Below are 19,193 nucleotides of genomic sequence, written 5' to 3' on the forward strand. Positions count from 1 at the left end.
GTGCTTCGATGCCGCGCCGCGGCAAACCGGCAGGCACAAAGGATTTTCAACGATGGCAACGATCACAGCTGCGATGGTCAAGGACCTGCGCGAGTCGACCGGCGCGGGCATGATGGACTGCAAGGCCGCCCTGACCGAAAACGACGGCAACATGGAAGCAGCGCAGGACTGGCTGCGCAAGAAGGGCCTGTCGAAGGCCGCCAAGAAGTCGGGCCGTGTCGCGGCAGAGGGGCTGATTGGCGCGCTCACCAAGGGCACCAAGGGCGTCGTGGTCGAGGTCAACTCCGAGACCGATTTCGTGGCGCGCAACGGCCAGTTCCAGGGGCTGGTCAAGATGATCGCCCAGGTCGCGTTCGACGTCGGCGCCGATGTCGAGAAGATCAAGGCCGCCAAGGTCGGCGACGTCACGATCGAGACCGCGATCAATGACGCGATCGCCACCATCGGCGAGAACATGACGCTGCGCCGCGCTGCCCAGCTCGAAGTCAGCCAGGGCGTGGTGTCGAGCTATGTCCACGGGGCCGTCGTCGACGGCGCCGGCAAGATGGGCGTGATCGTGGCGCTGGAATCGCCGGGCAAGGCCGACGAGCTCGCAACGCTCGGCCGCCAGATTGCCATGCATGTCGCCGCCACCAACCCGCTGGCACTCGATCCGTCCGGCCTCGATCCGGCGGTCGTCAAGCGCGAGAAGGACGTGCTTGCCGACAAATACCGCCAGCAGGGCAAGCCCGAGAACGTGATCGAGAAGATCGTCGAGTCCGGCCTCAAGACCTACTACAAGGAAGTCTGCCTGCTCGAGCAGGCCTTCATCCACGACACCGGCAAGTCGGTGGCGCAGGCAGTGAAGGAGGCCGAGGGCAAGGTCGGCGGGCCTGTGAAGATCGCGGGCTTTGTGCGCTATGCTCTCGGTGAGGGAATCGAGAAGCAGGAAAGCGACTTCGCAGCCGAGGTCGCGGCGGCCAGCGGCAAGAAGTAAGCGCCGGAACACCTCCTTCCGGCGTGCCGCCGGAAGCGGCGCCCGGACAAGGAAAGTGCTCATGACTGATCCGGTCTATCGTCGCGTCGTGATCAAGCTGTCCGGCGAATATCTCGCGGGACAGCAGGGCTTTGGTATCGACCAGCCGACCGTGGACCGGGTTGCGGACGATCTGATCGCCGCCCGCAAGCTCGGCACCGAGGTGGCGGTCGTGATCGGCGGCGGCAACATCGTGCGCGGCGTCGAGGTCTCCTCCCGCGGCGTATCGCGCCCGACCGGCGACACCATGGGCATGCTCGCCACGATGATGAACTGCCTCGCGCTGGAAGCGGCGATCGAGCGCAAGGGCTCGCCGGCGCGCACGCTGTCGGCCTTCGTCATGCCGGAGATTTCCGAGCTGTTCACCCGCACCGCGGCGCACAAATACCTCGCCGAGGGCCGGATCGTGCTGCTCGGCGGCGGAACCGGCAATCCGTTCTTCACCACCGACACGACCGCGGTGTTGCGCGCCGCCGAGATCGGCGCCCAGGCGGTGCTGAAGGCGACCAATGTCGACGGCGTCTACTCGGCCGACCCGAAGAAGGATCCGACCGCCACGCGGTTCGACCGGCTGACGCATTCGCAGGCCATCGAGGGCGACTACAAGGTGATGGATGCCACCGCCTTCGCGCTTGCCCGCGAGACGTCGCTGCCTATCATTGTATTCTCGATCGCGCAGTCGGGTTCGATCGGTGCGATTCTGCGTGGTGCCGGCCACGGAACCATTGTCGCCGGCTGACGGCTCGTCGTCGCGCCCCAAGAGAAGGGCGCGGAGCGGTCGCCGGGATTTTGAAGGAGAAACGTGATGGCCACGGGTAGTTTCGACCTCAACGAAGTGAAGCGCCGCATGCAGGGCGCCGTCCAGTCCCTCAAGCACGAGCTGGGCGGCCTGCGGACGGGGCGTGCCTCCGCCTCGATGCTCGATCCGGTGCAGGTCGACGCTTATGGCACTCACATGCCACTCAATCAGCTCGCCACCGTCAGCGTGCCGGAGCCGCGCCTGATCTCGGTGCAGGTCTGGGACAAGTCGATGGTCAAGGCCGTGGAGAAGGCGATCGTCGATTCCAATCTCGGCCTGTCGCCCGCGACCGAGGGCCAGGTGCTGCGTCTGCGTATTCCCGAGCTCAACGAGGAGCGCCGCAAGGAGCTGGTGAAGGTCGCGCACAAATACGCGGAGGCCGCCAAGGTCGCCGCGCGCCATGTCCGTCGCGACGGTCTCGACGTGCTCAAGAAGCTCGAGAAGAATCACGAGATGTCGGAGGACGACCAGAAGCGTCACGCCGACGAGGTGCAGAAGGCGACCGACGGCACGATCACCGAGATCGACCAGCTGCTGGCCGCCAAGGAAAAAGAAATCCTCACCGTTTAAGGCATCGCCTTCATGTCCAACGCCGCCGCGCCCGCAACCGAAGGACCCGACCGGTCCGACGCGCCTGCGCATGTCGCCATCATCATGGATGGCAACGGGCGTTGGGCGGCTGCGCGCGGCTTGCCGCGTGCGGAAGGGCATCGCCGTGGCGTGGACGCGCTGCGCCGCGTGGTGCGCGCCTCGCACGAGCTCGGCATTCGCTATCTCACCATCTTCTCGTTCTCCTCGGAGAACTGGTCCCGCCCGGCGAGCGAGATCGGCGATCTCTTCGGCCTGCTGCGGCGCTTCATCCGCAACGATCTGGCGAGCCTGCATCGCGACGGCGTCAAGGTCCGCATCATCGGCGAGCGCGAAGGGCTCGAGAGCGACATCTGCGCGCTCCTCAACGAGGCGGAGGAGCTGACGCGCGACAACACGCGCCTCACGCTCGTCGTCGCCTTCAACTACGGCTCGCGGCAGGAGATCGCGAAGGCCGCGCAGAAGCTCGCGCGCGAAGTCGCAGAGGGCAGGCGGGATCCCGCCACGATCGACGCCGAAACGCTTGGCGCGCATCTCGACGCACCCGACATTCCCGATCCCGATCTCATCATCCGCACCAGCGGCGAGCAGCGCCTGTCCAACTTCCTGATGTGGCAGGCCGCCTATAGCGAGCTCGTCTTCGTGCCGATCCACTGGCCCGATTTCGACAAGGCGGCGCTGGAAAGCGCGATCGCGGAATTTGCCAGGCGCGAGCGCCGTTTCGGCGGCTTGGTCGCGAAAACCGCCTCGTGAGCGAACCCGACGCCGCACCGGCGGGCTCTGCGCCCGCCCCGAGCAATCTCGTGCTGCGGGTTCTCGCCGCGCTCGTGCTGGCGCCGCTCGCCATTGCGCTCGCCTACGCCGGCGGCTGGCTGTGGGCACTTCTTGTCACCCTGGTATCGATCGGACTGTTCGCGGAATGGCTGATGGTGGTGGGCGCGGGCTCGGTCGCGCTGACGGGGACGGGGACTATCGTCATCGCCATCATGGGATTTTGCGTTGCCTTCGGCGCGCTCAAGACGGCTGTCATCGCCGGCTTCATCGGCGGTGCGATCGTGACGCTGATCGCGCGGGGCAAGTTCGTCTGGGCGGCTACCGGATTCGCCTATGCATCGGCGGCGCTGCTGGCCTCGATCCTGGTGCGGCAGGATCTCTTAAACGGGTTCGCCGCCCTGATGTTCGTGCTGCTCGTGGTGTGGGCGACCGATATCGGCGGCTATTTCGCCGGCCGCAGCATCGGTGGACCGAAGCTGTGGCCACGCGTGAGTCCCAAGAAGACCTGGGCGGGCGCTCTCGGCGGCTTTGTCGCAAGCCTCTTGGTTGCGGTAGGCTTCGCGGCTGGCGGGCTCGGAAAGATGGCGCCATTGCTGCTCGTCAGCGCCATCCTGTCGGTGGTATCGGCATTGGGCGATCTGTTCGAATCCGCGGTGAAGCGGCGCTTCGGCGTCAAGGATTCCAGTCACTTAATTCCCGGCCATGGCGGACTTATGGACCGCCTGGACGGCTTTGTTGCCGCCATCCTGACGGCATGGATTATCGGCTTTCTCCGCCATGGTGTGCATAGCGCCGGAAGCGGTCTTATGGTTTGGTGAGGATATGAGCGCGGTCCCATTGCGTAACAACAGGCTTGCTGCGTCTGCCGTCCGCAGCGTCACGGTACTCGGTGCCACCGGCTCGATCGGCGACAGCACGATGGATTTGCTGCGCGCCTCGCCCGAACGCTATCGCGTCGAGGCGCTGACGGCGAACGGCAATGTCGAAGCGCTGGCCAAGCTCGCGAAGGAATTCTCCGCGCGCTACGTCGCGATCGCCGACACCTCCAAGCTCGCCGAGCTGAAGGCCGCGTTGGCCGGGACCAGCACCGAATGCGGCGCCGGCGAAAGCGCGGTGATCGAGGCGGGTGCGCGTCCTGCCGATTGGGTGATGGCGGCCGTGAGCGGCGCCGCCGGACTGAAGCCGGCCCTGGCCGCGGTTGATCGCGGCGCGCATGTCGCGCTCGCCAACAAGGAATGTCTGGTCTGCGCCGGCGATTTCTTCATGCAGCGCGCGGCAAAGGCCGGCGCCTGCATCCTGCCGGCTGATTCCGAGCACAATGCTTTGTTCCAGGCGCTGAGCTCAGGCAATCGCGACGAGCTCGTCCGCGTCATCATCACCGCCTCGGGCGGCCCGTTCCGGACCTGGAAGCCTGCCGACATCGAGCAGGCCACGCTCGAGCAGGCCCTGAAGCATCCCAACTGGAGCATGGGCCAAAAGATCACGATCGATTCCGCCTCGATGATGAACAAGGGGCTCGAGGTGATCGAGGCGTCCTATCTGTTCGCGCTCGCGCCCGACGAGATCGACGTGCTCGTTCATCCGCAGTCGATCATCCACGGCATGGTCGAGTTTTCCGATTGCTCCGTCGTGGCCCAGCTCGGCGCGCCCGACATGAGGACGCCGATCGCGCATTGTCTCGGCTGGCCCGACCGTATCAAGGGGCCGGCAGCCAAGCTCGACCTAGCCAAGATTGGCCAGCTGACCTTCGAGGCGCCGGATTTCGAGCGGTTCCCGGGCCTGCGCCTGGCCTTCGATTCGCTCCGGACCGGGAAGGGAGCGACCACGGTCTACAATGCTGCCAACGAGGTCGCTGTCGCCGCCTTCATCGCCGGCAAGATCCGGTTTGGTGCGATCGCGCGCCTGGTCGAGGCGACGCTGGACGACTGGATCCGCAGCGGGAACCAGGCTTCGATGACCTCGGCCGATGATGCAATCTCCGTTGACCATGTTGCGCGAAATAGAGCTGCCGCCCTATTGCCTCAAATTGCCTTAAAGGCATCCTAGATGGTTCGGGGCCAGGGCCTTGCGGCGCTGGATGAGGGAATTCGATGATCGACTTTTTTGTCCATAGTTTCAATACGTTGAGCCATGGGCTCCTCGGTTACGCGATCCCCTTCCTGTTCGTCCTGACCATCGTCGTGTTCTTCCACGAGCTCGGCCATTTCCTGGTCGCGCGCTGGGCGGGCGTTCGCGTTTTGACCTTTTCACTCGGTTTCGGACCTGAACTGGTCGGTTTCAACGACCGTCACGGGACCCGCTGGAAGATCTCCGCGATTCCGCTTGGCGGTTACGTCAAGTTTTTCGGCGACGAGAGCGAGGCCTCGACCCCGTCGGCCGAGACGCTCGCGGCCATGACGGCCGAGGAGCGCGCCGGCAGCTTCCACCACAAGAAGGTCGGCCCGCGCGCCGCCATCGTCGCCGCCGGACCGATCGCCAATTTCATCCTGGGCGCGCTGATCTTCGCCGCCATGGCGCTGTACTACGGCAAGCCGAGCACGATCGCGCGCGTCGATGGCGTCGTCGCCGACGGCGCTGCGGCCGCGGCGGGCTTCAAGATCGGGGACGTCGTCGTCCAGATCGACGGCAAGCCGATTGAGAGCTTTGCCGATATGCAGCGAATCGTTGCGATGAGCGCGGGTTCAGCGCTTGCGTTCCAGGTGAAGCGGGACGGCGCCATCGTGTCGCTGACCGCGACCCCCGCACTGCTCGAGCGCAAGGATCCCTTCGGCAACCGCCATCGCGTCGGCGTGCTCGGTGTCGAGCATAAGTCGCAGGCCGGTGAGGCCTCGACCGCTCCGGTGGGCATCGGCGAAGCGCTCAAGATCGGCGTCGAGCAGGTCTGGTTCATCATCACCAGCACCTTCAAGTTCCTGGGCTCGTTGTTCGTCGGAAACGGCAATCCCAACGAGGTCAGCGGCGTCCTGGGAATCGCGAAGATGTCGGGGCAGGCGGCCAGCGCCGGATTCCAGTTCGTGATCAATTTGTGCGCGGTGCTGTCAGTGTCGATCGGCCTGTTGAACCTGTTCCCGATCCCGCTTCTCGATGGCGGTCACCTTATGTTCTATGCAGCGGAAGTGGTCCGCGGCCGGCCGCTGTCCGAACGGACTCAGGAGATGGGGTTCCGAATCGGGCTCGGTTTGGTGCTGATGTTGATGGTGTTTGCGACCTACAACGACATCCTTCGGATGGCGGCTTCCTGATAGGGGCTTTTTTGTGGCGTTGCTGTTGAGCAACGTCTTGGAATGAAATTGAAATTGCGGCGCGCTCGACCGTTTGCGGCGTCGGTGAAATTGGCTACAAGCGGCCTGAACTTGGGGAATCTTTCCAGATCGGCGTTGGGGTTGGGTCTGGTACGGAATGATAAGGGCGCGTTGCGCGATGAAGTTTGGACTGCGACTCCGGGGGGGCTTGCTCGCAACCCTGATCATGTTCGGCGCGCCGGTGGTTGCCCCGGTTGGGGCTGTTTTCGTGTCTTCGTCTGCGCTCGCTCAGACGGTCCAGTCGATTTCCGTCCAAGGAAATCGCCGTGTCGAGGTGGAGACGATCCGCTCCTATTTCAAGCCAGGTCCGGGCGGCCGCCTGGATCAAGGCGCCATCGACGACGGCCTGAAGGCGTTGATCGAGACCGGCCTGTTCCAGGACGTCAGGATCAATCGTGGCCCCGGCGGCCAGATCATCGTCTCCGTGGTGGAAAACCCGGTGATCGGGCGCATCGCCTTCGAGGGCAACAAGAAGATCAAGGACGAGCAGCTCACCGCTGAGGTCCAGTCCAAGGCACGGGGCACCTTCTCCCGCGCCATGGTGCAGTCCGACACCTTGCGAATCGCCGAGATCTATCGCCGGTCCGGCCGCTATGACGTGCGCGTCACGCCTGAAATCATCGAGCAGCCGAACAACCGCGTCGACCTGATCTTCACGATCGAGGAGGGCGCCAAGACCGGCGTCAAGTCGATCGAGTTCGTCGGCAACAATGCGTTCTCGTCTTATCGCCTGCGCGACGTCATCAAGACGCGCGAATCGAACCTGCTGAGCTTCCTCGCCAGCGGCGACATCTACGATCCCGATCGCGTCGAGGCCGACCGCGACCTGATCCGCCGCTTCTATCTCAAGCACGGCTTCGCCGACGTCCAGGTCGTGGCCGCGCTCACCGAATACGATCCGGAGAAGAAGGGCTTCAACGTCACCTTCAAGATCGAGGAAGGCGCGCAATACCGCGTCGGAGCGGTCGACTTCCGCTCCAGCATTCCGAATTTCGATCCCTCGTCGCTGCGCGGGTATTCGCGCGTCAACGTCGGCTCGCTCTACAACGTCGAATCGGTCGAGAAGTCGGTCGAGGAGATGCAGATCGAGGCTTCGCGCCGCGGTTATGCCTTCGCGGTGGTTCGTCCCGGCGGTGACCGCAATTTCGAGGCCCATACCGTCTCCGTCGTGTTCAACGTCGACGAGGGCCCGCGCACCTATATCGAGCGCATCAATCTGCGCGGCAACACCCGCACGCGCGACTACGTGATCCGCCGCGAGTTCGACATCTCGGAAGGCGATGCCTACAACCGCGCGCTGGTCGACCGCGCCGAGCGGCGGCTGAAGAACCTCGACTACTTCAAGAGCGTGAAGATCACGACCGAACCCGGCTCGTCGAGCGACCGCGTGATCCTGATCGTCGACATGGAAGAGAAATCGACCGGCGACTTCTCGATCTCGGGCGGCTACTCCACGACCGACGGCGCGCTGGCCGAAGTCTCGATCTCCGAGCGCAATCTGCTCGGCCGCGGCCTATTCGCCAAGGCGTCGGTGACCTATGGCCAGTATGCGCGCGGTTACTCGCTGTCGTTCGTCGAGCCCTATCTGCTCGACTACCGCGTGGCGCTCGGCCTCGACCTCTATCAGCGCCAGCAGCTGGCCAACAGCTACATCTCCTACGGCACCAAGACGCTCGGCTTCTCGCCGCGCCTCGGCTTCTCCTTGCGTGAAGACCTGGCGCTCCAGCTGCGCTACTCGATCTACCAGCAGGAAATCACGCTGCCGTACTACCTGACGAACTGTAACAACAATCCGGGCAGCTCGTTCAACCCGAGCCCGGCCTTCGCCGCCGTGAACGGCATCGACCTGAGCTCGACCAATGGCCTCGGCTGCTACAGCGACGGCGAAGCCTCGCTGCCGGTGCGCAAGGAGCTTGCCAACGGCAAGACCCTGACCTCGGCGCTCGGCTACACGCTGACCTACAACACGCTGGACAACAACAAGAACCCCACCGACGGTCTGCTCATCGACTTTCGGCAGGATTTCGCCGGCGTCGGCGGCGACGTCAGCTATCTGAAGACCGTTGCGGACGGAAAGTACTACGCTCCGCTGGTGTCTGACATCGTCGGCATCGTCCGTCTGCAGGGCGGTATTCTGACCAAGATCAACGATGATCTGCGGATGCTCGACCACTTCCAGATGGGCCCGAACCTCGTCCGCGGCTTCGCGCCGAATGGTATCGGCCCGCGCGACCTGAATCCGTTCGGTACGCAGGACGCGCTCGGCGGTACCAAGTATTGGGGCGCTTCGCTCGAATTGCAGATGCCGTTCTGGTTCCTGCCCAAGGAAGTGGGTCTGAAGGGCGCGGTCTATGCCGATGCCGGCGGCCTGTACGACTACAAGGGACCGACGAGCTGGACGGGTGTCGGTGGCACGAATGAGGTCAATGTGCCGGGCTGTATCCCGTCGACCATCAATCCGACGAGCACCGGAACCTGTACCGGCCTCGTTTACGACGACAGCAAGGTGGTCCGCACGTCGGTCGGTGTCGGCCTGATCTGGCAGTCGCCGTTCGGTCCGCTGCGCTTCGACTACGCCGTGCCGCTCACCAAGGGCAAGTACGACCGCACGCAGGAGTTCCGGTTCGGCGGCGGCACAACGTTCTAATTCGATCAGCACGGCACGATCCGGATCACTGGAGCCGGTTTCCGAAAGGGATCGTGCCAATCCTGCAGATGAGGCATGATGCGGCCTGACCGCTTCATGCCGAAGCCGGACCGCGACGGGGTGGAATGGCGCAGCCGACCTTCTTCACAAAACCGCCTGCCTCAGCGTTGGCTGACATTGCCGCGCTGACCAAGGCGCAGCTGGTCGACCCCGAAAGGGGCGGCCGGATCATCACGGGCCTTGCTTCGCTCGACGAAGCCGGCCCGATGCATCTGGCGTTCTTCGACAACCTGAAATATGCCGATCAGCTCAAGGCGACCCGGGCCGGGGCCTGCCTCGTGAGCCCGCGCTTCGAGGCCGAGGTGCCCGCGCATGTGGCCGTGCTGCGGGTGACGCAGCCGTTCCGTGCCTTCGTCAGGATCGCGCGGGAATGGCACGGAGACGCGCTCAGGCCGCAATCCTGGGTCGGCAATGACGGCATCGCGCCGTCCGCCATCATCGATCCGACGGCCCGGCTCGAGGATGGCGTGATCGTCGATCCCTTGGCCGTGATCGGCCCGGACGCCGAGATCGGCAGCGGCACCGTGATCGGCGTCGGTGCGGTGATCGGCCCCGGCGTCAAGATCGGCCGGGACTGCAATGTCGGTGCCCGCACGGCCATCCAGTGCTCCCTGATCGGCAACAACGTGCTGATCCATCCGGGCTGCTCGATCGGCCAGGACGGCTACGGCTTCATTTTCTTCGGCCCTGAGGGCCACCTGAAGGTGCCGCAGACCGGGCGGGTGCTGATCCAGAATGACGTCGAGGTCGGCGCCAACACCACGATCGACCGCGGCTCCTTGCGCGACACCGTGATCGGCGAAGGGACCAAAATCGACAATCAGGTCCAGATCGGCCACAATGTGACGATCGGGCGGCACTGCCTGCTGGCGGCCCAGATCGGCCTCGCCGGCAGCCTGACCATCGGCGACAACGTGGCGCTGGGAGCGAAGGTTGGCATCAACAACCACCTCAAGATCGGCGACGGAGCTCAGGTGACCGCCATGAGCGCCGTCAAGGACGACATCCCGCCTGGCGGACGCTGGGGCGGGCATTTCGCCAAGCCGACCAAACAGTGGTTCAAGGAGATCATCGCGGTGGAGCGCCTGGTGCGCGACAGCAAGGCCGATGCGAAGGACGAGGGACGGGAATGACGGTGGAATCACCTGTTAAGTTCGAACTGGTGGATATCAACGCGATCCTCCAGACCCTGCCGCACCGCTTTCCGATGCTCTTGATCGACCGCGTGATCAACATCCGCGCCGATTACAGCGGCATCGGCATCAAGAACGTCACCTTCAACGAGCCGGCTTTCCAGGGGCACTTTCCCGAGCGCCCAGTCTATCCCGGCGTGATGATGATCGAGGCGATGGCGCAGACCGCGGGCGTGATCGGCATCAAGTCGGTCGAGGGCACCGAGAAGCCGCGCGCGGTCTATTTCCTGACCATCGACAAGTGCAAGTTCCGCAAGCCCGTGCTGCCCGGCGATACCATCGAGTATCACATGCGCTCGCTCGGCCGCCGCAAAGCCATGTGGTGGTTTCACGGCGATGCCAAGGTCAACGGGCAGATCGTTGCGGAAGCCGACGTCGGCGCCATGCTGACGGACTGAGCGGGATCAATCCCTCTGGGCCGGCTCGTGTGTCCGGCACGCGTAGCTCCCGGTGGTCGCCTCGGGCTTGATATTTTGGTTGAAGAACTGCCCCATGGAGGGCGCGCCGAGGAGACGCTCGACCGTATCGGGCGTCACGTCGCAATAGCGGTCATAGGCGCCGTTGTTCGCGACAACCAGATTCTGCTGCGCGCGATCGTAACAGACCCGCTGAAGCACCGTGCTGCGGGTGATGTCCCGGCATTCAAATGTCCCGAGATCGACGAGGCGGCGTTCGCCGGTCTCGACCGTCTCGGACACGATCGGAGCCGTCGCGAGCTGGGCGAGCAGAAGTGCCAGGGTCCTGACCACGATCACCTCAAGCTTCACATGAACCTGTTGATGGGCCGGGAAGGCCGCCTCATCCGGCACATGAAACACGCCGAGATGATACGTCACTGGACAGATCGGGCATAGTCGCGCTAACCAGCCGAAAACCAAGCGACTTCAATACATAACCAGACCTTCTTGACGAGTAAGATTGGCTTGATGAGCAAAATTGATCCCACCGCACGGGTCGCGGACGGCGCCGTGATCGGCGCGGGCACCGAGATCGGACCCTATTGCATCATCGGCCCGAACGTCGTGATCGGCGCGGACTGCAAGCTGATCGGACATGTGCATGTCACGGCGCAGACCACGATCGGTGACGGTTGCACCATTTACCCGTTCGCCTCGCTCGGCACGCCGCCGCAATCGCTCAGCTATCGTGGCGAGCTAACGCAGCTCAAGATCGGCTCGGGCTGCACCATCCGCGAATCCGTGACAATGAATGCTGGCACCGTCGCAGGCGGCGGCGTCACCACGGTTGGGGACCGCGGGTATTTCATGAACTGCAGCCATGTCGGCCACGACTGCCATGTCGGCAATGACGTGATCTTCGCGACGTCGGCAACGCTCGGCGGCCACTGCGAGATCGGCGACTTTGTCTTCATCGGCGGCCTGTCCGCAGTGCACCAGTTCACCCGCATCGGCCCGCAGGTCATGGTTGGCGGTGTGTGTGGCGTGCGCGACGACATCATCCCGTTCGGCCTCGTCAACGGCCAATATGCAGTGTTGGAAGGCCTCAATCTGATCGGCATGAAGCGGCGCAAGTTCACCAAGCAGCGGCTTGCGACCGTGAGAGGGTTCTACCAAAAACTCTTCCATGGTCCCGGCACTTTCGCCGAACGGCTGGAGGCCGCGCGGCCGCTCGCGGGCGAAGACCCTGCGATCGCCGAAATCCTCGACTTCATCGGCAAGGGCAAGCGCCCGCTCTGTCTTCCCGCCATCGCGAAGTGATCCTGGGATGGCCGCGGGCATGACATCGGCGGCTGCGGAGATTTCCTCACCTATCGGCGTGGTCGCCGGCGGCGGCGCGATGCCGTTTGCGGTCGCCGAATCGCTCGCCGCGCGCGGCATCACGCCGGTGCTGTTTCCGCTGCGCGGGGCCTGCGATCCGGCGCGGGTGGAGAAATTCCGCCACCGCTGGATCTCGGTCGGCCAGCTCGGCCGCGCGATGCGGCTGTTTCGCGAAGAAGGCTGCCGCGACCTGATCTTCATCGGCACATTGGTGCGGCCGTCGCTCTCGGAGATCCGGTTCGACGTCAAGACGCTGCGCCTGCTCGGCAGCGTCATTCGTGCCTTCCGCGGCGGCGACGATCATCTGTTGTCCGGCGTCGGCCGCATCCTCGAGCAGGACGGCTTTCGCATGGTCGGCATCAAGGACGTCGCGCCCGATCTGCTGATGCCCGAGGGCTGCATCAGCCGCGCCTGGCCGAGCGACACTGGCAAGACCGACATCGAGCGCGGCCGGGCGGTGCTGACTGCGCTTGGTCCGTTCGACATCGGCCAGGCCGCGGTCGTGATCGACGGTCATGTCGTGGCGGTCGAGGACATCGAGGGCACCGACGCGCTGCTCGCGCGTGTCGCACGGCTGCGCGAGGAGGGCCGCATTCGCGCGGCCATGGGCCGCGGCGTGCTAGTGAAGGCACCGAAGAGCGGCCAGGATCTGCGCTTCGACCTGCCGACGATCGGCCCGCGTACCATCGAAGGCGTCGCCAAGGCGGGCCTTGCCGGCATCGCCGTCATCGCCGGCAATACGATTGCGGCCGAGCCGCAGGCGATGATCGCGCTCGCCGACGCCAAATACCTCTTCGTCATCGGCCTGCCGGCGTGATGCAGAGCCGCGATCCCAAGCGCAAGATCTTCCTGATCGCCACGGAGGAATCCGGCGACCGGCTCGGCAGCGCCTTGATGAAAGTGCTGCGGCAGCGCCTCGGCGACGGTGTGCAGTTCGAAGGCGTCGGCGGCCGCACCATGGCGCGCGAGGGGCTCGAGACCCTGTTTCCGATCGAGGAGCTCTCCATCGTCGGCTTCGCCGCCGTCGTTCAGCAATTGCCGAAAATCCTGCGGCTGATCCGTAAGACGGCCGACGCCGTGACCGAGGCCGCGCCCGACGCGCTCGTCATCATCGACAGCCCCGATTTCACCCATCGCGTCGCCCGCCGCGTGCGTTCGCGCAGTCCGGCGATTCCGATCGTCGATTACGTGTCGCCGCAGCTCTGGGCGTGGCGGCCGGGACGGGCGCGGACCATGCTCGGCTATGTCGACCATGTCCTCGGCCTCTTGCCATTCGAGCCGGAGGAATACCGCAAGCTGGGCGGGCCGCCATGCAGTTATGTCGGCCATCCCCTGGTCGAGCAATTGGGCTCGCTGCGGCCGAACGCGGAGGAACAGAAGCGCCGCAACAGTGAGCCGCCGGTGCTCCTGGTGCTGCCCGGCAGCCGCCGCAGCGAGATCCGGCATCACCTCGAGGTGTTCGGCGCGACGCTCGGCCGCTTGCAGGCGGAGGGGCGCGCGTTCGAATTGATGCTGCCGACCATGCCGCACCTCGAAGCGACCATCCGCGAAGGCATCGCGAATTGGCCGGTCAAGCCGCAGATCGTGATCGGCGAGAACGACAAGCGCGCCGCCTTCCGCATTGCGCACGCGGCGCTGGCGAAATCCGGCACGGTGACGCTCGAGCTCGCGCTGTCGGGCATTCCGATGGTGACGGCCTATCGCGTCGGCGCCATCGAGGCCTTCATCCTGCGCCGCGCGATCCGCGTCTCCTCGGTGATCCTCGCTAATCTCGTGATCGGCAAGGACGTCATTCCGGAGTTCCTGCAGGAGGAGTGCACGCCGCAGAAGCTGGCACCGGCGCTCGCCGCGCTGTTGACGGACTCGCCGCTGCGCCGGGAGCAGGTCGAAGCGTTCGCCCGGCTCGATCAGATCATGTCGACCGGCAACAAGTCGCCGAGCGTGCTCGCCGCCGACATCGTGCTCGCGACGATGCGCAAGGGTAGGCGGTAAGACGGATTTCGTAGGGTGGGCAAAGCGAAAGCGTGCCCACCCTTTCTCCTCATCAATTGCGTAGAGAGACGGTGGGCACACTGCGCTTTGCCCTCCCTACAGGACTAGCCGAGACCGCCGTCGACCTGAAAGCATTGGCGCGTGATACGCTGGCTCTCGTCGGAGGCGAGGAACAGCGCCATGTTGGCGATGTCGTCGGGCGTCACCGCATCGGGGACGGCCTGACGCGCGCGCATCTCGGCGATGGCCTGCTCCTCCGGGTACCACAGCCGGCGCTGGCGCTCGGTGATAACCATGCCCGGTGCAATCGCGTTGACGCGAATGCGGTCGGGGCCGACCGACCGGGCCAGCGAGTTGGTGAAGCCGACGATCGCCGCTTTCGCGGCGGCATAGACCGGCAGCGCCGGGGCGCCGCGGATCCAGGCGATCGACGACATGTTGATGATCGAGCCGCCGCCGCGCGCCTGCATCTGCGGCACCACCGCCTGCGCCGCGAAGAAGACGTGCTTGAGATTGACGCCGATCATCCAGTCGAACTCGGCCGGCGTCACCTCCGAAAGAATTTGGCGTTGATCGTTGGCGGCATTGTTGACGAGAACGGCGGCATCGCCCAGCGAACGGTGGACCTCCGCCATCGCGGTGCGCATGGCTTCGATGTCGAGGAGATCGCAGGGCACGAACAGTGGCGCAGTCTCGGACGCGGCCGCCACCTCCCGCACCAGCGTTTCACCGGCCTTCGTGTCGATGTCGAGGAAGGCGACGCGGGCGCCCTGGGACGCGAAAGCCCGTACGAAGGCGGCGCCGATGCCGCTGGCGCCACCGGTGATCAACACTACGCGCCCCGCAAGGCCTGAATAGGTCGTCTTCGTCATGCGATCAGTCGCTCCGTCTCGGGGTCGAACAGGCAAATGCGCCGTGTGTCGAGCGCGAAAGAGGCGGACGCGCCGAGCGTGGGGCGGATATCGGGCGAGATTCGCGCCATCGCGGGCTCGCCCCCGAGCCGCAACAACACCATCGTCTCGGCACCCGTCGGCTCGACCATTTCCACCGGCGCGTTGACGAGGACAGGCGCATCGCCGGAAAACGCGCGGCTGCCTTCGGCAATGCATTCCGGCCTGATCCCGAACACCACCTCGCGACCGACGAAGGATGCTGCGGCCTCATATCCCCTCAGGCGCAGACGAACCTCGTCCGGCCGCCCGGCGCCGATCACGACCACCGGCCCGTCATTCCCGGTCTCGAGCCGCGCCGGCATGGTGTTCATCGGCGGCGAGCCCATGAAACGCGCCACGAACAGATTGGCCGGATAGCGGTACACGGTATCGGGATCGGCGAATTGCTGCACGCTGCCCTGATGCATCACCGCGATCCGTGTCGCCATCGTCATCGCCTCGATCTGGTCGTGGGTCACATAGACGATGGTGGCGCCGATGCGCTGGTGCAGCCGCTTGATTTCCATCCGCATCTCGACGCGCAGCTTGGCGTCGAGATTGGACAGCGGCTCGTCGAACAGGAAGAGGAGGGGATTGCGCACCAACGCGCGCCCCATCGCCACGCGCTGGCGCTGGCCGCCGGACAATTGCGACGGCTTGCGGCCGAGCAGCGGCTCGATTTGGAGCAGCTTCGCCACGTTCGCGATCGACTTCTCCTGCTCAGCCTTCGGCACATGGCGGCATTCCATGCCGAAGGTGATGTTCTGGCGCACCGTCATGGAGGGATAGAGTGCGTAGGACTGGAACACCATGGCGATGTCGCGGTCCTTGGGCGGGATGTCGTTGACGACGCGTCCGCCAATCTCGATCGTTCCCGCGCTCGGCCGGTCGAGCCCGGCGACGATGTTGAGCAGCGTGGACTTGCCGCAGCCGGACGGTCCGACCAACACGGTGAATTCGCCGCTCTCGATGTCGAGATCGATGCCCTTCAGCACCTCCAGATTGGCGTAGCGCTTGGACAGGGCGCGAATGCTTAGTGCTGCCATGACAAATCCATCATTTCACTGCGCCGGCGGTAAGGCCGCGCACGAAGTACCTGCCGCCGAGGAGATAGATCAACAATGTGGGCAGCGCTGCGATGATCACCGCTGCGCTCTGCACGCCATGCTGCGGGATATCCGCAACTGCAGCAGATAGCGCGATGAGAGCAGCCGTGACGGGCTGCTGTTGGCCGCTCGTGAACGTCACGCCATAGAGGAACTCGTTCCAGATGTGCGTGAACTGCCAGATCACGGTGACGATCAGGATGGGAGGCGAGAGCGGCAGAATGATGCGCCAGAAAATACGAAAGAATCCGGCGCCATCGATGCGCGCGGCCCTGATCAGTTCATGGGGAATGGCGACATAGTAGTTTCGGCAGAACAGCGTGGTGAAGGAGAGCCCCTGGATGGTGTGAATCAACACGAGGCCCGCCAGCGTGTTGATGAGACCGATGTCCCGCAGCACGATGGTCCAGGGAAGCAGGCGCATCTGCTGGGGAAGGAACAGGCCGAGGGTCACGATTCCGTAGACCCAGCTGTCGCCGCGAAAGCGCCAGAGCGACACGGCATAACCGGCGATCGCACCGAGCATGGTCGAGAAAATCGTCGCAGGAATCGTGACGAGTGCGGAGTTCAGCATGTACGGACGGATGCCGGCGCAGGTCTCGGCGACGCAGAAACCGCTCCAGGCAGCGGCGTAATTGCTCCAGGCCCATTGCTGCGGCCAGCCGATCATCGAGGCCTGCGCGATCTCCTCGTTGGTGCGGAGCGAGTTCAGGACGACAACAGCCAATGGCGCGAGCCATGCTGCAGCGATCAGCGAAACGATGAGATAGATCAAAATCCGGCTTGGTGCGAAGGTTCGGTCACGCATGGGTCGCCCGCCGCTGCTGGACATAACGCCACGCTGCATACGGCAGCAGCACCGCGAGAAGAATCAGCAGCATGAGCACCGCCGCCGCTGCCCCGCGGCCGAGCAGGCTGCGCTGGAACATCAGGTCGTAGACGACAAGTGCCGGCAGCTGAGTCGCGATTCCCGGCCCGCCGTTGGTGAGCGCGCGGACGAGGTCGAAAGCCGAAATCGCGAACTGCAACTGGATCACGACGACGGTGATGGTGATCGGCCAAAGCGTCGGCAGAATGATGCGCCGGTACATTCGGACCGGTCCTGCGCCGTCGATCTGCGCAGCCTTGATGAGATCGGCATCGACCGAGCGAAGGCCGGCAAGGAAGAGCGCCATGGCGAAGCCCGAGGATTGCCAGATGGCAGCGATAACAATGGTCCAGATGGCCATGTCGCGGTCGATCAGCCAGTCGAACTTGAAGGAGGTCCAGCCGAGGTCATGGACCAGCTTCTGGATCCCAAGGCCGGGATTGAGCAGCCAACTCCAGACCGTGCCGGTGACCACGAACGACACCGCCAGGGGGTAGAGGAAGATGGATCGCAGCAGGTTCTCGCCGCGAATGCGCTGATCGAGCAGGATCGCAAGGATGAGGCCGGTCACCGCGCTCAGCAGCACGAAAGCGCTGCCAAACAGCAGCAAATTGTCGAAGGCGATCTGCCAGTTCCGCGATGCCGCGACCGCCGTGTAGTTGCGCAACCCCACCCAGCCCGAGACCGGCACCAGAGTGGATGGCGTGAACGAGATCCAGATCGTCCACAGCGAGAACGACACGAGGTGCGCGGCGGACAGCAGCAGCGGCACCCAGATCATCAGATATTCGGGCAGCCGGCGCACCACGTCCGAAGGCGCCGGCCGGCCCGGTCTTGTCGCGACGGCCTGGGTCAACGTGCGCTCTCGACGGCATCGGCAAGGCGGGTGACGGCTTGCTCCGGCTTGATCGTCTTGTTCTTCACGTACTCCGTGATCACGTCGATCATCGCTGCGGTCATTCCGTTTTCCTGAGCCATATTGTGCGCAAGGCTCAGAACCGCCTGATCGCTGGCAATAGCGTCTTTCAGGGCTGCTGCAGTCCGCCGTTGACCGTCCGACCAGCCTTCACCGGAAAGATCGACATCGGTGCGCACGGGTATCGATCCCGTAATCTGCGAATACATCGTCTGGATCGCCGGATCCATGACGAGCTGAGCCATCAGCATCTGACCGGCCTGGAGGTCAGGCTCCTTGCGCTGCCAGAAGATGAACGCATCAGCGTTCAACAGGAACACCGGCTTGCCATTGTCGCTGGGGCCCGGCGCAATCATGAAGTCGTCGAACTTGAAACCGGCATTGCGTAATACGCCCTGCGCCCAGCCGCCCATGATCATCATGCCCATGTCGCCGTCGACGAAGCGCTTCAGGTTGGTCGAAAAGTGTTGGGCGCCGACGTTGGGATCCATCCAGTCGGCGATCTTGCGCACCTGCGCGAACGCGGCCTTGAGCTCGGGACCCTCCAGAGCTTTCTTGTCGAGATTCATGATGGCCGCGCGGTATGCGGTTGGACTGATGCCCGCCAGAGAAGCCTCGAATTTTTGTCCGTCGTCCGGGCGGGTACCACCGTTGGCGATGGGATAGGGGACACCGCCTGCTTTCATCTTTTCAGCAAGCTCATTGAAGTCTGCCCAGGTGACGGGAATCTTGTCGGCCTTGGCCTTGTCCATCGCGCGTTTGGACAGGAACAGCATATTGGTGCTGTAGATCTGCAACGGCAGCGCGATCCACTTGCCGCCCGGCTTATGCAATCGTGCAAGATCTGGAGCGACGACCTTCTCGTAGCCCGCGGCAGCGACAACGGCGTCAAGATCGACGGTTGGGGCAATCTTCGACCAGGCTGCAATCTCGGGACCTTTGAGTTGCGAGCAGGCCGGAGGATCTCCGGCCATGATCTGAGCGCGCAGCTTGTTCATCATCTCGGTGGTGAAGCCGGGGACGGGCGAGTGCTGCCAGACCCCTCCCTTCTCCTCGAATTTCTTACCGAGCGCCGTGATGGCCGCCCCGTCGCTGCCCGCGGACCATTGAGAGATCGCGGTCAGGCGCGGCTTGACCGCGCCCTGGGCGCGGGCAAATGCCGGCAGCGCGAGTGCGGCAGCAGATCCAGCGAGCAGACGGCGCCTTGTTGTTGTGATCGGCAT

The 19,193-nt window shown here is 64.5% G+C and carries 19 protein-coding genes; 13 read left to right on the top strand and 6 right to left on the bottom strand.

The features are described 5' to 3' along the window. Positions 1–52: 52 nt before the first annotated feature. The 10 genes from tsf to fabZ all read left to right on the top strand — a co-directional run bounded on the left by tsf (position 53) and on the right by fabZ (position 10,776). On the top strand, positions 53–976 hold the full coding sequence (tsf, locus tag ACR9YP_RS23820; RefSeq protein ID WP_438108035.1) for a translation elongation factor Ts: 924 nt from the start codon (positions 53–55) through the stop codon (positions 974–976). A gap of 61 nt (positions 977–1,037) precedes the next feature. After that, positions 1,038–1,754: a UMP kinase gene (pyrH, locus tag ACR9YP_RS23825; RefSeq protein WP_130213743.1), complete on the top strand. Its 717-nt coding sequence runs from the start codon at positions 1,038–1,040 to the stop codon at positions 1,752–1,754. A 66-nt stretch (positions 1,755–1,820) separates the two neighbouring features. Continuing rightward, positions 1,821–2,384: a ribosome recycling factor gene (frr, locus tag ACR9YP_RS23830; RefSeq protein WP_091885834.1), complete on the top strand. Its 564-nt coding sequence runs from the start codon at positions 1,821–1,823 to the stop codon at positions 2,382–2,384. Positions 2,385–2,396: 12 nt separating this feature from the next. Next, positions 2,397–3,155, top strand: a complete 759-nt coding sequence (locus ACR9YP_RS23835; protein ID WP_091885831.1) for an isoprenyl transferase — start codon at positions 2,397–2,399, stop codon at positions 3,153–3,155. Continuing rightward, a complete protein-coding gene (locus ACR9YP_RS23840) occupies positions 3,152–3,994 on the top strand; it encodes a phosphatidate cytidylyltransferase (RefSeq protein ID WP_474217219.1) in 843 nt (280 codons plus the stop codon). The genes ACR9YP_RS23835 and ACR9YP_RS23840 overlap by 4 nt, the downstream gene beginning before the upstream one ends. Before the next feature lie 4 nt (positions 3,995–3,998). Further along, entirely contained in the window at positions 3,999–5,222 is a 1,224-nt protein-coding gene (gene dxr / locus ACR9YP_RS23845; RefSeq protein WP_474217220.1) for a 1-deoxy-D-xylulose-5-phosphate reductoisomerase, read from the top strand. Positions 5,223–5,266: 44 nt separating this feature from the next. Further along, positions 5,267–6,418 (top strand): RIP metalloprotease RseP, encoded by a 1,152-nt coding sequence (gene rseP, locus ACR9YP_RS23850; protein ID WP_128941739.1) that lies wholly within the window; start codon positions 5,267–5,269, stop codon positions 6,416–6,418. 178 nt (positions 6,419–6,596) lie between these two features. Further along, entirely contained in the window at positions 6,597–9,125 is a 2,529-nt protein-coding gene (gene bamA, locus ACR9YP_RS23855; protein ID WP_474217221.1) for an outer membrane protein assembly factor BamA, read from the top strand. A 125-nt stretch (positions 9,126–9,250) separates the two neighbouring features. Next, entirely contained in the window at positions 9,251–10,318 is a 1,068-nt protein-coding gene (gene lpxD, locus ACR9YP_RS23860; RefSeq protein WP_438108042.1) for a UDP-3-O-(3-hydroxymyristoyl)glucosamine N-acyltransferase, read from the top strand. Beyond that, the gene (fabZ, locus tag ACR9YP_RS23865; protein ID WP_091885814.1) at positions 10,315–10,776 is read left to right on the top strand and encodes a 3-hydroxyacyl-ACP dehydratase FabZ; all 462 of its coding nucleotides are present in this window, start codon (positions 10,315–10,317) and stop codon (positions 10,774–10,776) included. The genes lpxD and fabZ overlap by 4 nt, the downstream gene beginning before the upstream one ends. A 6-nt stretch (positions 10,777–10,782) precedes the next feature. Here fabZ and ACR9YP_RS23870 read toward each other — a convergent pair whose 3' ends face one another. Continuing rightward, positions 10,783–11,127, bottom strand: coding sequence for a KTSC domain-containing protein (locus ACR9YP_RS23870; protein WP_438110741.1), 345 nt, complete (start codon positions 11,125–11,127; stop codon positions 10,783–10,785). Positions 11,128–11,304: 177 nt separating this feature from the next. Here ACR9YP_RS23870 and lpxA point away from each other — a divergent pair, with 177 nt between their 5' ends. From lpxA to lpxB, 3 genes are read left to right on the top strand one after another with little or no spacing between them, the layout of a single operon-like run. Beyond that, entirely contained in the window at positions 11,305–12,096 is a 792-nt protein-coding gene (gene lpxA / locus ACR9YP_RS23875) for an acyl-ACP--UDP-N-acetylglucosamine O-acyltransferase (RefSeq protein WP_438108044.1), read from the top strand. 19 nt (positions 12,097–12,115) lie between these two features. Then, positions 12,116–12,973: an LpxI family protein gene (locus ACR9YP_RS23880; RefSeq protein WP_474217223.1), complete on the top strand. Its 858-nt coding sequence runs from the start codon at positions 12,116–12,118 to the stop codon at positions 12,971–12,973. Then, complete coding sequence (lpxB, locus tag ACR9YP_RS23885; RefSeq protein ID WP_438108046.1) at positions 12,970–14,148, top strand: lipid-A-disaccharide synthase; 1,179 nt, start codon at positions 12,970–12,972, stop codon at positions 14,146–14,148. Before ACR9YP_RS23880 ends, lpxB begins: the two co-directional genes overlap by 4 nt. 104 nt (positions 14,149–14,252) lie before the next feature. Here lpxB and ACR9YP_RS23890 read toward each other — a convergent pair whose 3' ends face one another. The 5 genes from ACR9YP_RS23890 to ACR9YP_RS23910 are packed head-to-tail and all read right to left on the bottom strand — an operon-like array spanning position 14,253 to position 19,193. Then, positions 14,253–15,020: an SDR family NAD(P)-dependent oxidoreductase gene (locus ACR9YP_RS23890; RefSeq protein WP_438108047.1), complete on the bottom strand. Its 768-nt coding sequence runs from the start codon at positions 15,018–15,020 to the stop codon at positions 14,253–14,255. Next, complete coding sequence (locus ACR9YP_RS23895) at positions 15,017–16,126, bottom strand: ABC transporter ATP-binding protein (protein ID WP_474217224.1); 1,110 nt, start codon at positions 16,124–16,126, stop codon at positions 15,017–15,019. The genes ACR9YP_RS23890 and ACR9YP_RS23895 overlap by 4 nt, the downstream gene beginning before the upstream one ends. Positions 16,127–16,136: 10 nt before the next feature. After that, complete coding sequence (locus tag ACR9YP_RS23900; RefSeq protein ID WP_474217226.1) at positions 16,137–16,994, bottom strand: carbohydrate ABC transporter permease; 858 nt, start codon at positions 16,992–16,994, stop codon at positions 16,137–16,139. Further along, positions 16,987–17,910, bottom strand: coding sequence for a carbohydrate ABC transporter permease (locus tag ACR9YP_RS23905; protein WP_474217227.1), 924 nt, complete (start codon positions 17,908–17,910; stop codon positions 16,987–16,989). Before ACR9YP_RS23905 ends, ACR9YP_RS23900 begins: the two co-directional genes overlap by 8 nt. Then, positions 17,907–19,193 (bottom strand): ABC transporter substrate-binding protein, encoded by a 1,287-nt coding sequence (locus tag ACR9YP_RS23910; protein WP_438108052.1) that lies wholly within the window; start codon positions 19,191–19,193, stop codon positions 17,907–17,909. Before ACR9YP_RS23910 ends, ACR9YP_RS23905 begins: the two co-directional genes overlap by 4 nt.

Source organism: Bradyrhizobium sp. BR14999 (genome assembly GCF_056106085.1).

Excerpts from the sequence above, each read along its gene's own strand:
- ACR9YP_RS23895 (WP_474217224.1), bottom strand. The coding sequence starts at position 16,126 with ATGGCAGCACTAAGCATTCGCGCCCTGTCCAAGCGCTACGCCAATCTG.
- fabZ (WP_091885814.1), top strand. The coding sequence starts at position 10,315 with ATGACGGTGGAATCACCTGTTAAGTTCGAACTGGTGGATATCAACGCG.
- tsf (WP_438108035.1), top strand. The coding sequence starts at position 53 with ATGGCAACGATCACAGCTGCGATGGTCAAGGACCTGCGCGAGTCGACC.
- ACR9YP_RS23910 (WP_438108052.1), bottom strand. The coding sequence starts at position 19,193 with ATGCCGATCACAACAACAAGGCGCCGTCTGCTCGCTGGATCTGCTGCC.
- ACR9YP_RS23835 (WP_091885831.1), top strand. The coding sequence starts at position 2,397 with ATGTCCAACGCCGCCGCGCCCGCAACCGAAGGACCCGACCGGTCCGAC.
- pyrH (WP_130213743.1), top strand. The coding sequence starts at position 1,038 with ATGACTGATCCGGTCTATCGTCGCGTCGTGATCAAGCTGTCCGGCGAA.
- lpxA (WP_438108044.1), top strand. The coding sequence starts at position 11,305 with ATGAGCAAAATTGATCCCACCGCACGGGTCGCGGACGGCGCCGTGATC.
- rseP (WP_128941739.1), top strand. The coding sequence starts at position 5,267 with ATGATCGACTTTTTTGTCCATAGTTTCAATACGTTGAGCCATGGGCTC.
- ACR9YP_RS23900 (WP_474217226.1), bottom strand. The coding sequence starts at position 16,994 with ATGCGTGACCGAACCTTCGCACCAAGCCGGATTTTGATCTATCTCATC.
- dxr (WP_474217220.1), top strand. The coding sequence starts at position 3,999 with ATGAGCGCGGTCCCATTGCGTAACAACAGGCTTGCTGCGTCTGCCGTC.
- ACR9YP_RS23890 (WP_438108047.1), bottom strand. The coding sequence starts at position 15,020 with ATGACGAAGACGACCTATTCAGGCCTTGCGGGGCGCGTAGTGTTGATC.
- bamA (WP_474217221.1), top strand. The coding sequence starts at position 6,597 with ATGAAGTTTGGACTGCGACTCCGGGGGGGCTTGCTCGCAACCCTGATC.
- ACR9YP_RS23880 (WP_474217223.1), top strand. The coding sequence starts at position 12,116 with ATGACATCGGCGGCTGCGGAGATTTCCTCACCTATCGGCGTGGTCGCC.
- lpxD (WP_438108042.1), top strand. The coding sequence starts at position 9,251 with ATGGCGCAGCCGACCTTCTTCACAAAACCGCCTGCCTCAGCGTTGGCT.
- frr (WP_091885834.1), top strand. The coding sequence starts at position 1,821 with ATGGCCACGGGTAGTTTCGACCTCAACGAAGTGAAGCGCCGCATGCAG.